The organism is Micromonospora chersina, from assembly GCF_900091475.1.
Classification (GTDB): Bacteria; Actinomycetota; Actinomycetes; order Mycobacteriales; family Micromonosporaceae; genus Micromonospora; species Micromonospora chersina.
In genome coordinates, this window is sequence record NZ_FMIB01000002.1 from 2,490,883 (window position 1) to 2,504,422 (window position 13,540).

A 13,540-nucleotide genomic window follows, 5' to 3' on the forward strand; every position below is an offset into this window, starting at 1 on the left:
GACCACCCGACTACGGTGGGTGAGGAGAGCGCGGTCGGGAGGTGAGCCGGGATGCCCGCACCCACCCACGGCGCGGTGGTGGTCGGCGTGGGCAGCTCGGCCGAGGACCTCCAGATGGTCCGCACGGCCGCCGCGGAGGCCGCCGCGCACGACCGGCCGCTGCACCTGCTGCACGCCTTCAACTGGGCCGCGGCCCTGGAGTCGTTCTCGGTGAGCGGCCCGCGCGCCGCCGCTGAGGAGCTGCTGGAGAAGGCCGGGCAGGCGGCCGCCGAGGCCGCGCCCACGGTGCCGGTGACCGACGAGATCGTCGAGGGCTCCCCGGTCGAGGCGCTGATCCGGGCCTCGGACTCGGCGTTCCTGCTGGCCGTCGGCGACGGCGGCATGGCTGGCTGCGCGTCCTGCGTACCGGCCGACGCGCCGGCCGTGCAGCTCGCCGCCCGGGCCGGCTGCCCGGTGCTGGTCGGCCGGCTCGAACCGCCCCCGCCGGGGCCGGTGCTGGTCGGGTTCGACGGGTCGGACAGCTCCCGCGCCACCCTGGGCTACGCCTTCGACTGCGCCGAGAGCCGGGGCGCCCGGCTGCTGACCATCCAGGTGGTGGAGCCCAACCACCAGCCCGACGGCGCCGAGCACCTGCTCGAGGAGGCCGTCGCCCGGCACGCGGCCCGGCACCCCCGGGTGGCCGCCGAGTGCCACACCGTCCGCGGCGACCCCGGCGGCGTCCTGCTGGAACAGTCGCGCTCGGCGCAGGTCGCGCTGGTCGGGGCACGCGGCGACGAGCCGCTGCGCGGCATGCTGGGCGCGGTCAGCCAGACGCTGCTCTACCACTCGCCGGCCCCGGTGATCGTCGTACGTGGACTCGACCCCGACGACGAGGAGGACGGGTCGTGACGCCCGCCCGGCCGGGACCTACGGCCCTGACGCGTCCGCCCGGTGGAGGACGAGGCTGGACGTGCCGGGGGCGGCCGATCCGCTTCCGGGTGGCAGAAGACCCCGAGCCGCGAGAGGCTAACGCAGCATGGACACCGCTCTGGACCTGCACAGCCCACTGACCGAAGACGAGCTGCGTCGGCTCGACGCCTACTGGCGAGCGGCGAACTACCTGACCGTCGGGCAGATCTACCTGCTCGACAACCCGCTGCTCCGCGAGCCGCTCAAGCCCGAGCACATCAAGCCGCGGCTGCTGGGCCACTGGGGCACCAGCCCCGGCCTCAACCTCCTGTACGCGCACCTCAACCGGGTCATCGTGGCCCGGGACCTGTCCGCCATCTTCGTCACCGGCCCCGGCCACGGCGGTCCGGCCCTGGTGGCCAACACCTGGCTGGAGGGCACGTACAGCGAGCTCTACCACCACATCCCCCGCGACGAGACCGGCATGCAGCGGCTGTTCCGCCAGTTCTCCTTCCCCGGCGGCATCCCCAGCCACGTGGCACCGGAGGTGCCGGGCTCGATCCACGAGGGCGGCGAGCTGGGGTACGCGCTGAGCCACGCGTACGGGGCCGCGTTCGACAACCCGGATCTGCTGGTGGCCTGCGTGATCGGCGACGGCGAGGCGGAGACCGGGCCGCTGGCCGGTAGCTGGCTGTCCAACGTGTTCCTCAACCCGGCCCGTGACGGGGCGGTGCTGCCCATCCTGCACCTCAACGGCTACAAGATCGCCAACCCGACGGTGCTCGACCGCATCCCCGCCGAGGACCTGCACGAGATGATGCGCGGCTACGGCTACCAGCCGTACGTGGTCGAGGGCGACGACCCGGCCCGGGTGCACCAGACCCTCGCCGCGACGCTGGACCGGGCGGTCGACGAGATCGCCGAGATCCAGCGCCGGGCCCGCTCGGGCGGCGAGGTCGAGCGACCCCGCTGGCCGATGATCATCCTCCGTACGCCGAAGGGCTGGACCGGCCCGAAGGACGTCGACGGCAAGCACGTCGAGGGCACCTTCCGCGCCCACCAGGTGCCCGTCGACGAGGTCCGGGACAACCCGGCGCACCTGGCCGAGCTGGAGAGCTGGCTGCGCAGCTACCGGCCGGAGGAGCTGTTCGACGCCACCGGCGGGCCGGTCGCCGAACTGGCCGAGCTGCCCCCGACGGGCGACCGGCGGATGAGCGCCAACCCGGTGGCCAACGGCGGGCGGCTGCTGCGCGACCTGGAGCTGCCGGACTTCCGTGACTACGCCGTCGACGTCAAGGAGCCGGGCGCGCCCATGGCCGGCGCCACCGGCGCGCTGGGCCCCTGGATCCGCGACGTGATCAGCCGCAACCCGGAGACCTTCCGCCTGTTCGGGCCCGACGAGGTCGCCTCGAACCGGCTCGGCGCCGCCTTCGAGGTCACCGACCGGGCGTTCGTGGGCAGCCAGGTCCCGGGCGACGACCACCTCTCCCCCGACGGCCGGGTGATGGAGGTGCTCTCCGAGCACCTGTGCCAGGGCTGGCTGGAGGGCTACCTGCTGACCGGCCGGCACGGCGTCTTCACCAGCTACGAGGCGTTCATCCACATCGTCGACTCGATGGTCAACCAGCACGCCAAGTGGCTCAAGGTGACCCGGCAGATCCCCTGGCGGGAGCCGGTGGCCTCGCTGAACTACCTGCTCTCCAGCCATGTCTGGCGGCAGGACCACAACGGCTTCTCCCACCAGGACCCGGGCTTCATCGACCACGTGGTCAACAAGAAGGCCGAGGTCGTCCGGGTCTACCTGCCGCCGGACGGCAACACCCTGCTCTCCACCATGGACCACTGCCTGCGCAGCCGGCACTACATCAACGTGGTGGTGGCCGGCAAGCAGCCGGCGCCCAACTGGCTGACCATGGACGAGGCCATCCAGCACAACCGCCGCGGCCTGGGCATCTGGGACTGGGCCAGCACCGACGACGGCGAGGAGCCGGACGTGGTGCTCGCCTGCGCCGGCGACGTGCCGACCCTGGAGACCCTCGCGGCGGCCGACCTGCTCCGCCGGCACCTGCCCGACCTGAAGGTCCGGGTGGTGAACGTGGTCGACCTCATGCGCCTCCAGCCGCCGTCGGAACACCCGCACGGCCTGCCCGACAGCGAGTTCGACACCATCTTCACCCGCGACAAGCCGGTCATCTTCGCGTACCACGGCTACCCGTGGCTGATCCACCGGCTCACCTACCGGCGGACCAACCACGACAACCTGCACGTCCGCGGCTACAAGGAGGAGGGCACCACCACCACGCCGTTCGACATGGTGATGCTCAACGACCTGGACCGCTTCCACCTCGTCATCGACGTCATCGACCGGCTGCCCGGGCTGCGCTCGCGCGCCGCCCACCTGCGCCAGGAGATGGTCGACGCCCGGCAGGCCTGCCGCGACTACACCCGCCGGTACGGCGAGGACGACCCCCGGGTCGCCGAGTGGCGCTGGATCCGGGAGACCGACCCCGGCGTGCGGAGCGGGCAGTGAACGCGAGCCTGGACAGCGAGGAGATCCTCGTCGGCTACGACGGCTCCACCGACGCGTCGGTGGCCCTGGACTGGGCGCTGGACGAGGCCGGACGCTCCGGCCGGCCGGTCCGGTTGGCGTACGTCTTCGAATGGCTGACCGTGGCCGGCTGGATCGGTCCCGGCGTGGCCCCCGGCGTCTGGCCCGACGAGACGGCCCGGCGACAGGTCGAGGACCTGGTCCGCAAGGCGGCGGCGGACGCCGCCGCCGAGCGGCCCGGCCTCACCGTGCGGGGCGAGGTCTTCGACGGGCCGCCCGCGCTGGTCCTCCAGGAACGCTCCGCCGAGGCGCAGATGCTGGTGCTGGGCAGCCGGGGCCACGGCGGCTTCGCCGGCCTGCTCGCCGGCTCCACGGCCGTCTCCGTCGCCGCCCACGCCCGCTGCCCGGTCATCGTGGTCCGGGACGGCCAGGCGGCCACCTCCGGGCCGGTGGTGGTGGGCGTGGACGGCTCGCCGTCCTCCGTGCAGGCGCTCGGCTTCGCCTTCGAGCGGGCCGCCCAGCGGGACGTGCCGCTGCGCGCGCTGCGGGTCTGGGAGCCGCCCGGCGAGCGGTGGGTGCCGCCGGGCTTCGACCCGGAGGAGGCCAGCGCGACCGAGCGCGCCGCCGCCGAGGCGGACCTCGCCTCCTGGCGGAAGTCCTTCCCGGACGTGCCGGTCGAGGTGGTGGCGAACCCGGGCAACCCGGCCGCGCTGCTGGTCGAGGAGAGCCGCGGGGCACAGCTCGTGGTGGTCGGTTCCCGGGGCCGGGGCGGGCTGCGCGGGATGCTGCTCGGCTCGGTGAGCCAGCAACTCATCCACCACTCCCAGTGCCCGGTAGCGGTGGTCCGCGAACGCTGAACCCCGCCGGCGCGCGGTTGGTGAGTGGGACGCCATGAAGGTCTCCGGACCGTTGTGACCTCCATGGCGTTCCACCGACGGTCGCCCTAGTCTGCGGCGATGACATTCACACCGGGGCGGGTCATCACCCGTAGGTATGTCCGCGGAGACTGGTGCACCTGGGTGCAACCCATGCGGGTGGTCGCCGACGACGACCGGGGGCTGCTGCTCTGGCACCCGGCGGGCAGCGACTTCGCCCGCATCGTCGACGCCGACGGCAACACCCAGCACGAGCTGACCATCGACCGGATGCGCGAGCCTCGGCTGACGGTGCTGACCTGGACGGGCTACGACATCCTGGTGCTCATGCCGCCCGGCGCCGCGCACTCCGTGTGGTGGTTCTTCCGCGACGGCGACTTCGCCGGGTGGTACGTGAACCTGGAGACGCCGTACGTCCGTCGGCCCGACGGGGTGGACACCAACGACCATCTCCTCGACATCGTCGTGACGCCGGAGCGCCGCTGGGAGTGGAAGGACGACGACGAGTTGGAGGCCCGGACCGGCCACCCGCTCTACCTCGACCGGACCACCGCCGCGGCGGTACGCGCCGAGGCCGAGCGGGTGGTCACGCTGATCGAGGCCGGGGCGTTCCCGTTCGACGGCACCCACACGGACTTCCGACCCGAGCCGGACTGGCCGACGCTGCGGCTGGCGCCGGACGGGACGGCGCCCGTGGGTCAGCGGGTGTCGGGGCGGTCCTCGGCGGGGCTGAGCGAGAAGTAGTCCTCCTCCTCCTGCGCCAGGTGCAGGCGGAGCACGGCGTCGAGGCCGTAGAGCGCGGCGAGCAGGTCGGGCACCTCGTCGGGGCGCAGCAGGCCGTCCGGGTGAGCCGCCAGGTGACCGCCGATCCGGTCCACCAGCCGGCTGATCTCCACGTGCGCCCGGCTCATCGTCGAGGTGGCCTCCTCGCTGCCGAGCGGGCCGGCCAGGGCCGGGTAGAGCTGCCGTTCCTCGGCCGCCTCGTGCGGCAGCACCTCGTCGACCAGCCGGCGGTGCACCTCCCGCAGCGCCGGCACGCACTCCGGGGCGGTCGGCCGGATCGCCACCAGGTCCGCGGTGTCGCGGAGCCGGGCCAGCACGTCGCGGATGTCGCCGTGCTGGCCGGCGTACCGGTCGAGGAGTTCGCGGGTGTGCGGGGGCACCTCCCGGCGGCGCAGGCCGCCACCGAGGGCGCGCAGCGCGTTGAGGATCACCAGCACGTCGATGCCCTCCTGGAGGAACGCGCCGGCGACCGGGGGCAGCCCGCCGGCCGCGGCCACCACCATGGCCACCACGGCCAGCGCCATCCCGACGGTGGCGCTCTGCACCGCGATGCGGCGGGCGTACCGGGCGATCTCGACGGCGTCGGCGAGCCGGTCCAGCCGGTCCACGGTGAGGACGGCGTCGGCCACGTCGGCGGACGCGGTCGCACCGGTGGCGCCCATGGCCACCCCGACGTGCGCCTCGGCCAGCGCCGGGGCGTCGTTCACCCCGTCGCCGACCATGACGGTCACCGCCCGGCCCGACTCGGCCTTTACCCGGGCGACCTTCTCCCCCGGCGAGCACTGCGCGATCACGTCGTCCACGCCGACGGTCTGCGCGACCTGGTGGGCGGTGCGCGGCCGGTCGCCGGTCACCATGACGAGCCGGTCCAGCCCGGCCTCGCGCAACCGCCGGACGGTACGCCGCGCGTCCGGCCGCACCGGGTCCTCCAGCAGGATCGCGCCGAGCGGGCCGTGCTCGTCGCTGACCCAGACGGTGGAGCGCCCGGCCAGTTCGGCCCGCTCGCGGATCCGGTGCGCCCACTCGGGCGGCTCGCCGGCGAGCTGGCCGACCCGGACCAGCCGGCCGTCGACCCGGCCGGTCACCCCGCGGCCCGGCTCCTCGGTGACCTCGGCCGGCTCGGCCAGCGGCAGCCCCTGGTCGCGGGCCTGCCGGACCAGGGCGGCGGCCAGCACGTGCGGGGAGAGCTGCTCGACGGAGGCGGCCAGCCGCAGCAGCTCGTCCCGGTCGCCGCCGGGGGCGACCACCGTCTCGGCGGCGCGCGGGCGGCCCGCGGTGAGCGTGCCGGTCTTGTCCAGCAGCAGGGTACGCGCGCGGCCGAGCAGCTCCAGCGACCCGCCGTCGCGGACCAGCACGCCCCGGCGGGCCACCCGGGACAGCCCGGACACGATGGCGATCGGGGTGGCCAGCAGCAGCGGGCACGGGGTGGCCACCACCAGCACCGCCACGGCCCGCAGGAACTCGCCGGAGAGCAGCCAGGCCAACCCGGCCAGCACGAGGGTGAACGGCACGAACGCGGCGGCGTACCGGTCGGCGAGCCGGACCATCGGGGCCTTGCGCGCGGTGGCCTCCTCGGCCAGCCGGACGATCCCCGCGTACGTGCTCTCCGCCGCGCTCTTCCCGGCCCGCAGCCCGAAGCCGGCGCCGGCGTTGACCACGCCGCTGGCGACCTGCTCGCCGGCGGCGCGGGTGACGAGCTGCGACTCGCCGGTCACCACCGACTCGTCCAGCGTGGCGGGCTCCTCGACGGTCCCGTCCACGGGCACCACGTCGCCGGGGCCGACCACCAGCCGGTCGCCCACGGCGACCCGGTCCAGCGGCACCACCTCGATCCGGCCGTCCGGGGTGCGCCGCCGGGCCTGCCGGGGCGCCCGTTCCAGCAGCGCCCGCAGGTCGCGGGTGGCCCGGCGCTGGGCGTACTCCTCCAGGGCCCGGCCGGTGGCGACCATCACGGCGATCACCGCGCCGGCCAGGTACTCGCCGACCAGCAGCGCGCCGGCCAGTGCGAGCACCGCGATGACGTCCACCCCGAACTGCCGCCGCCAGAGCTGCCGCAGCGTGGTCCAGACGGCCGGCGCCAGCGCCACGAGGGTCACCGCCGCCCAGACCAGGTCGGCCGCGCCGCGCCGCCCGGCGAACCACAGCCCGGCGCCGGCCAGCACGGCCAGGGTGAGCAGGATCAGCGGGCCCCATTCCCGCACGTCCACCCGGCGGCTTCGCACCGGCTGCTCCGGTACGCACTCGCGCGGTTCGGCCCCCACGTGTGGATCGTCCCAGCGGCGGTGTGGCCGGGGTAGGGCAAACCTGGGTAATGCGACGGGTCGGAGGGCCCGGACGGGCGGCGCGTGCGGTCGGCCCGGACATGACCGAGGATGGAGCGGCATCCCCACCCGGGCGACCCGGGGCGTGGGGCACGATGGGGAGAAACAGGAAAGGTCGTGACGATGAGCCACGAGACGCCGGCTACCGATCGCCCGCTGACCACCGCACTCGCGGAGGCCGCCGGAATGGCCGGCCACGCCCCTTCGGTGCACAACACCCAGCCGTGGCACTGGACCGTCCTCCCCGACTCGCTGGAGTTGCGGGTGGTCCGGGAGCGGCACCTCAGCGCCCTGGACCCGGAGGGCCGGCTGCTGGTGGTGAGCTGCGGCGCCGCGCTGCACCACGCCCGGATGGCGCTGGCAGCCGAGGGCTGGACGCCGGTGGTGGAGCGCGTGCCCGACCCCGGCCAGCCCGATCTCCTCGCCCGGCTGACCGGATTCAAGCCCACCGGCGCCGACCCGGACGCCATGCGCACGGTCCAGTGCATGCAGGTCCGCCACACCGACCGCCGGCCGGTCAGCGACGAGCCGATCCCGACCGCCGTGCTGGGCGAGATCGACCGGGCGGCCACCCGGGAGGGCGTCAACCTGCAGGTGCTCGACGACGACCAGAAGATCGAGCTGGCCGCCGCCGCCCAGCAGGCCGCCGCGGTCGAGAAGGGCAGCCCGGAACTGCAGGAGGAGCTGGCGTACTGGACCAGCCGGGCCGCCGCCGGCACCGGGCTCCCGCCGGAGGTGCTGCCGGAGCAGGCCCCCCAGACCACCGTTCCGGCCCGCGACTTCGGCACGGGCACCCTGCCCGTCGGTGAGGGGCACGACCGGGCCGCCGTCTACGGGATCCTCTGGGGCACCGAGGACGAGCCGGACAGCTGGCTGCGCGCCGGGGAGGCGCTGTCCGCCGCCTGGCTCACCGCCACCCGGCACGGCGTGTCGCTGGTCCCGCTGTCCGGCGTGGTGGAGGTCGAGAGCACCCGCCAGACGCTCCGGCAGATGCTCTCCGGCCTGGGCTTCCCGTACATCTCGATGCGCCTCGGCCTGGCCGACCCGACGCATGCCGGCCCCCCGCACACCCCGCGCCTGGAGACCGCGCAGACCGTCGACACCTCGGCGGTACGCGGCCAGCTCCCCTGAGGGATCTCGTTCGGCCGGCCACCGGGCGATAGCATCGTCCGGTGGCCAGCGCACCGAACCCCCGCAACGAGCACGCCACCCCGTCGCTGGGTCTGACCCCGCTGTCCCGGGTACGCCTCGACGAGCTGCTCCAGGAGATGCTGGACCGGGTCGGCGAGGTGGTCACCAACCGGGAGCGGCTGCGCGCCCTGCTCGACGCGGTCGTCGGCATCGGCACCGACCTCGACCTGCGCAGCACCCTCCAGCGGATCGTGGAGTCGGCCTGCGAGCTGGTCGGCGCCCGCTACGGCGCGCTCGGCGTGATCGGCCCCGACCGGCTGCTGCACGACTTCATCGTCCACGGCATCAGCGACGAGCTGCACGCGAAGATCGGTGACCTGCCGCACGGGCGGGGTGTGCTCGGCCTGCTCATCGACGACCCGCGGCCGCTGCGGATGCCGGACATCACCCAGCATCCCCAGTCCTACGGCTTCCCGCCGAACCACCCGCCGATGCACAGCTTCCTCGGCGTCCCGGTGCGGATCCGCGACCACGTCTTCGGCAACCTCTACCTCGCCGAGAAGCAGGGCGCCGCCGAGTTCACCGAGGACGACGAGGAGATCGTGGTCGCGCTCGCCGCGGCGGCCGGCGTGGCGATCGAGAACGCCCGCCTCTACGCCCTGGCGCACCGGCGGGAACGGTGGCTGGCCGCGACCGCCGAGATCACCTCGGTGCTGCTCGGCGAGGTCCGCCGCACCGACGCGCTGACCCTCGTGGCGCGGCGGGCGCGGGAGGTCGCCGAGGCGGAACTGGCCCTCGTGCTGCTCTACGACGAGGACGAGCGTCAGTTCACCGTCGAGGTGGTCGACGGCGCCGACGGCAGCGCCCGCAAGCTGGTCGGCGAGGTGCTGCCGGCCGACGAGACCACCTTCGTGGGCTCGGTCACCGAACGCCGCCACGAGCTGCTGGAGAACCTCGCCGAGGCGGCTCCCTGGTCACACCCGGTGGTCGCCGGGCCGGCCGTGGTCTCCCCCCTCGCCGCGGCCGACACCCTGCACGGTGTGCTGGTCATCGCGCACCTGCCCGACCACGGTCCCGCCGCCGAGGACGACGTGGCCCTGCTGGGCAGCTTCGCCGGCCAGGCCGCGCTGGCCATGGAACGGGCCCGGGGCCAGGAGGAGCGGGAGCTGCTGGTGGTCCTGGAGGACCGCGAGCGGATCGCCCGCGACCTGCACGACGTGGTCATCCAGCGGCTCTTCGCCACCGGCCTGCAACTGCAGAGCGGGGCGATGAACGCCCGCCCCGAGGTGGCCAAGCGGATCAACCAGGCGGTCGACGACCTGGACGCGACCATCCGCGACATCCGCCGCACCATCTTCGAGCTGCGCACCCCGATGAGCGCCGCGCTGCGCACCGAGATCCGCGAGGCCATCGAGGTGGCCGCCGAGTCGCTGGGCTACCGGCCCGACCTGGACCTCGTCGGCCCGATCGACAGCGCCGTCCCGGACCAGCTGCGCCCCGAGCTCACGGCCGTGCTCCGGGAGGCGCTCTCCAACGCGGTACGCCACGCGCACGCCGACCGGGTGTCGGTGCGCGTGCAGGTCGACGACGGGTGGGTGACCGTCACGGTCACCGACGACGGCGTGGGCTGTGACCCGGAGGCGGCCCGCAGCGGCCTGGTCAACCTGCGCGAGCGGGCCGAGCGGCTGCGCGGCGAGTTCCAGCTCAGCCGGGTCGCCCCGCACGGCACCGAGCTGCGCTGGAGCGTCCCCCTGCTCGACTGACCGGGCGGGGGCGCGCCCCACGCCTCAGTTCGTCTTGCCGAGCAGCCGGGTGGCCAGCACCGCCGCCTGCGTACGCCGCTCCAGGCCGAGCTTGGCCAGCACGCTGGAGACGTAGTTCTTCACGGTCTTCTCGGCGAGGAACATCTTGCCGGCGATCTCCCGGTTGGTGAGCCCCTCGGCCACGTACTCCAGGATCCGCCGCTCCTGCTCGGTGAGGGACTTCAGCTCCCGTGGCTGCTCGACGCCGCTGCGGATGCGCTCCAGCACCCGGGTGGTGATCGCCGGGTCGAGCAGCGACTGGCCGGCCGCCACCCGCCGGACCGCGTCCACCAGGTCGGTGCCGCGGATCTGCTTGAGCACGTAGCCGGCGGCGCCGGCCATGATCGCCGCGAAGAGCGCCTCGTCGTCCTCGTACGAGGTCAGGATCAGCCCCTTGATCGACGAGTCGACGGCGCGGATGTCCCGGCAGACGTCGATGCCGTTGCCGTCGGGCAGCCGGGCGTCGAGGATCGCCACGTCGGGGCGCAGCGCCGGGATGCGGCGGGCCGCCTCCTGGGCGGAGCCGGACTCGCCGACCACCTCGATGTCGCCGCTGCTCTGCAGCAGGTCGGCAAGGCCACGACGGACGACCTCGTGGTCGTCGAGCAGGAACACCCGGATCATCCGTCCTTTCTACCCGCCGCCCCGGCGATGCGCACGGGCCGAAGGTCCCTACCGTGGCGCGCCGCGGCCGGGCAGACGGACCCGCCGAGGTGGGGACCTCCGGCCCTGCTCACGCACCCGCCCGGTGACGCACCGTGGGGATGGACCGACCGGCAGGGCGACACCGCCCGCACGGAGGGAGCAACACCATGACCACGGGCTACACCGTCGAACAGCTGCGGGCCGCGGCCGCGGACGCGGTGCGCGCGCCGTCGCTGCACAACACCCAGCCCTGGCGGTTCCGGCTGCGGGACGGCGGGATCGAACTCGCCGTCGACCCGCTGCGCCGGCTGCCCGCCACCGACCCGAGCGGCTGGGGCGCGCGGATCGCCTGCGGCGCCGCCCTGTTCAACCTGCGGCTGTCGCTCGCCGTGGCGGGCACGCCGGCCACGGTCCGGCTCCGCCCGTACCCCGGCGACCCGGACGTGGTGGCCCGGCTCGTCCCGGACGTGCCGCGCCGCCCGAGCCCCGCCGAGCAGAGCCTGCACGGGGCGATCGCCCGCCGGTTCAGCAACCGGGCGCCGTTCTGGCCCGACCCGGTCCCCGCCGACGCGCGCTGGCGCCTCGGCGAGGCCGCCCGCGCCGAGCAGTGCTGGCTGGAACTGGTCATCGGCACCAGCGCCGTCAACGCCTTCGCCGAGATCGCCCGCAGCGCGCACCGGGTGCTGGAGCGCGACCCCGCGTACGTCACCGAGCGCACCGAGTGGATCCGCTCGGAGCCGTCCCCCGACGGGGTGCCGACCGCCGCGGGCGGGCCGCAGAGCGAACCCCAGGACCTGCTGCCGCAGCGCGGCTTCGGCGGCCGCAACCGGGCGCCGGGCCGGGACTTCGAACCGGAGCCGCTGGTCGCCGTGCTCGGCTCGCCCGGGAACACCGCCACCGACCAGATCGTCGCCGGGCAGGCCCTGCAACGCGTGCTGCTCACCGCCACCGACGCCGGGCTGGGCGTGTCGATGCTCTCCCAGCCCATCGAGGTGCCCGGGGCGCGGGAGGCGCTGCGGTTGTCCCTCGGCCGGTTCGGCACCCCGCAGATGGTGATGCGGATCGGGTTCGGCCAGCCCGGCCGCGCCACCCCGCGCCGCCCGGTCGACGAGGTGCTCGACCTGCCGGTGGTGCAGGCCTGACCCTCGCAGCGAGCGTCCCCGCGGGTGGCGGGCCGGGGGTCAGGCTGGTAGGGCGGCCAGGAGGGCGGCCTCGCGGTCCGGGGCCAGGCCGACCGGCGCCCGCGCCGGGCGTCCCGCCCGGGCCGGCACCCGCCCGACCTCGCGCAGCCAGCGCCAGGTGTCCGCGACCGTCTCGGCCACCGGCCGGCAGGTGAGGCCCGCCGCGTGGGCGCGCTCGACGTCCCGCTCCTGCAACCAGCGGTACTCGTGCCCGCGCGGGATCCAGATCGGCAGGTCGTTCCACGGCTCGACGCCGGCCGCCAGGAGCGCGTCCGGGTCCGTCCACCTCAGCGTGGCCGTCGCGCCGGTCGCCGCCACGGCCGCGTCGAGCAGCTCACCCATCGTCGTGTGCCCGGTCCGGCTGACCACGTTGTACGCCCCGCCGACGCCCTCGATCCCCCGGTCGAGCAGCCAGATCGCCAGGTCCCGCGCGTCGACGTACTGCACCGGCAGGTCGCGCGGGCCGGGGGCCAGGGCCTCCCCGCCCCGGGCGATCCGGTGCAGCCACCAGGGCAGCCGCCCGATGTCCTCGCCCGGCCCGAGGATCAGCCCGGCCCGCACCAGCAGCGCCCGGTCGCCGAACACCTCCACGGCGGCCCGCTCCCCGCCCGCCTTGTTGTGCGGGTAGTCCCCGTCGCCCGCGTCCGCCCCGGCCGCGAAGACCGGCGCGTCCTCGTCGGTGCCCAGGCCGACCGGGGGCGCGTAGACCGAGCCGCTGGACACGTAGACGTAGTGCGGCACCGCCCCGGTCAGGGCACGCGCCGCGTCCCGGACCGCCCGGGGCGCGCCGTCCCAGGTGTCGACGACGAGGTCCCACTCGCCGCCCGCGAGGGCCGCCAACCCGTCCGGCGCGGTCCGGTCACCCCGCAACCGGTGTACGCCCTCCGGTGCCGTGCCGTGCAGCCCCCGGTTGAACACCGTCACGGACCAGCCCCGCCGTACCGCCTCGTTCACGACGGCCCCGCCGACGAACCCCGTACCACCCAGCATCAGCAATCTCATACGTCCCACCCTGCCGCCCCGCACCCGCCTCCATGAGTGATGTTCACGGTGAGCGGATCTGCCCAGGGCAGAACGAATGTCCGGTTCCCGCAAGTGGGCCGCCGGCTGAGTGGAACGCCATGCGTGTCTCCGGGGCCGGGACACCTACATGGCGTTCCACCGACCGCGTCGGCTGCGCCGGATGTCCGTTTCCGGGGTGGTCGGCGGCACTCCGGCGGCGGAATGGTCGGCGGGTGGGCGTCGTTGTATCCCCGTGAACGACCGAGGAAGGCGCCCCGCCAGGCGGGGTGGTCGGGCCCGGAATGATGGTGGGCCGCCGGTCGTTGTACATGGTCCCGGCGCGACGAAGAGGCCCCGCCCCGCA

General features: G+C 74.8%; 10 protein-coding genes. 7 read left to right on the forward strand and 3 right to left on the reverse strand.

Features of this window, described 5'->3' with window-relative positions; genetic code table 11:
* Positions 1–51 precede the first annotated feature (51 nt).
* The 4 genes from GA0070603_RS11305 to GA0070603_RS11320 all read left to right on the forward strand — a co-directional run bounded on the left by GA0070603_RS11305 (position 52) and on the right by GA0070603_RS11320 (position 5,055).
* Positions 52–888, forward strand: a complete 837-nt coding sequence (locus tag GA0070603_RS11305) for a universal stress protein (RefSeq protein WP_091311467.1) — start codon at positions 52–54, stop codon at positions 886–888.
* Positions 889–1,015: 127 nt separating this feature from the next.
* On the forward strand, positions 1,016–3,418 hold the full coding sequence (locus GA0070603_RS11310) for a phosphoketolase family protein (RefSeq protein WP_091311470.1): 2,403 nt from the start codon (positions 1,016–1,018) through the stop codon (positions 3,416–3,418).
* Between the two features lie 8 nt (positions 3,419–3,426).
* On the forward strand, positions 3,427–4,293 hold the full coding sequence (locus tag GA0070603_RS11315) for a universal stress protein (RefSeq protein ID WP_091321830.1): 867 nt from the start codon (positions 3,427–3,429) through the stop codon (positions 4,291–4,293).
* 99 nt (positions 4,294–4,392) lie between these two features.
* Positions 4,393–5,055 (forward strand): ribonuclease FAU-1 family protein, encoded by a 663-nt coding sequence (locus GA0070603_RS11320; RefSeq protein WP_091311473.1) that lies wholly within the window; start codon positions 4,393–4,395, stop codon positions 5,053–5,055.
* Here GA0070603_RS11320 and GA0070603_RS11325 read toward each other — a convergent pair.
* A complete protein-coding gene (locus GA0070603_RS11325) occupies positions 5,010–7,355 on the reverse strand; it encodes a heavy metal translocating P-type ATPase (protein WP_091311475.1) in 2,346 nt (781 codons plus the stop codon). The two genes, GA0070603_RS11320 and GA0070603_RS11325, sit on opposite strands and share 46 nt — an antisense overlap.
* Positions 7,356–7,538: 183 nt before the next feature.
* Here GA0070603_RS11325 and GA0070603_RS11330 point away from each other — a divergent pair, with 183 nt between their 5' ends.
* Both GA0070603_RS11330 and GA0070603_RS11335 read left to right on the forward strand, forming a co-directional pair.
* Positions 7,539–8,546 (forward strand): Acg family FMN-binding oxidoreductase, encoded by a 1,008-nt coding sequence (locus GA0070603_RS11330; protein WP_091321832.1) that lies wholly within the window; start codon positions 7,539–7,541, stop codon positions 8,544–8,546.
* 92 nt (positions 8,547–8,638) lie between these two features.
* Positions 8,639–10,309 carry a GAF domain-containing sensor histidine kinase gene (locus tag GA0070603_RS11335; RefSeq protein WP_208863028.1) on the forward strand — a complete coding sequence of 557 codons (1,671 nt, stop codon included), beginning with the start codon at positions 8,639–8,641 and terminating at the stop codon, positions 10,307–10,309.
* Between the two features lie 24 nt (positions 10,310–10,333).
* Here GA0070603_RS11335 and GA0070603_RS11340 read toward each other — a convergent pair whose 3' ends face one another.
* Positions 10,334–10,972, reverse strand: coding sequence for a response regulator (locus GA0070603_RS11340; protein ID WP_091311481.1), 639 nt, complete (start codon positions 10,970–10,972; stop codon positions 10,334–10,336).
* A gap of 188 nt (positions 10,973–11,160) precedes the next feature.
* Between GA0070603_RS11340 and GA0070603_RS11345 the strand changes: the two genes are divergently transcribed.
* Positions 11,161–12,135 carry an Acg family FMN-binding oxidoreductase gene (locus tag GA0070603_RS11345; RefSeq protein WP_091311484.1) on the forward strand — a complete coding sequence of 325 codons (975 nt, stop codon included), beginning with the start codon at positions 11,161–11,163 and terminating at the stop codon, positions 12,133–12,135.
* A 39-nt stretch (positions 12,136–12,174) separates the two neighbouring features.
* Here GA0070603_RS11345 and GA0070603_RS11350 read toward each other — a convergent pair whose 3' ends face one another.
* Complete coding sequence (locus tag GA0070603_RS11350; RefSeq protein ID WP_091311487.1) at positions 12,175–13,176, reverse strand: NAD-dependent epimerase/dehydratase family protein; 1,002 nt, start codon at positions 13,174–13,176, stop codon at positions 12,175–12,177.
* Positions 13,177–13,540: the final 364 nt, after the last annotated feature.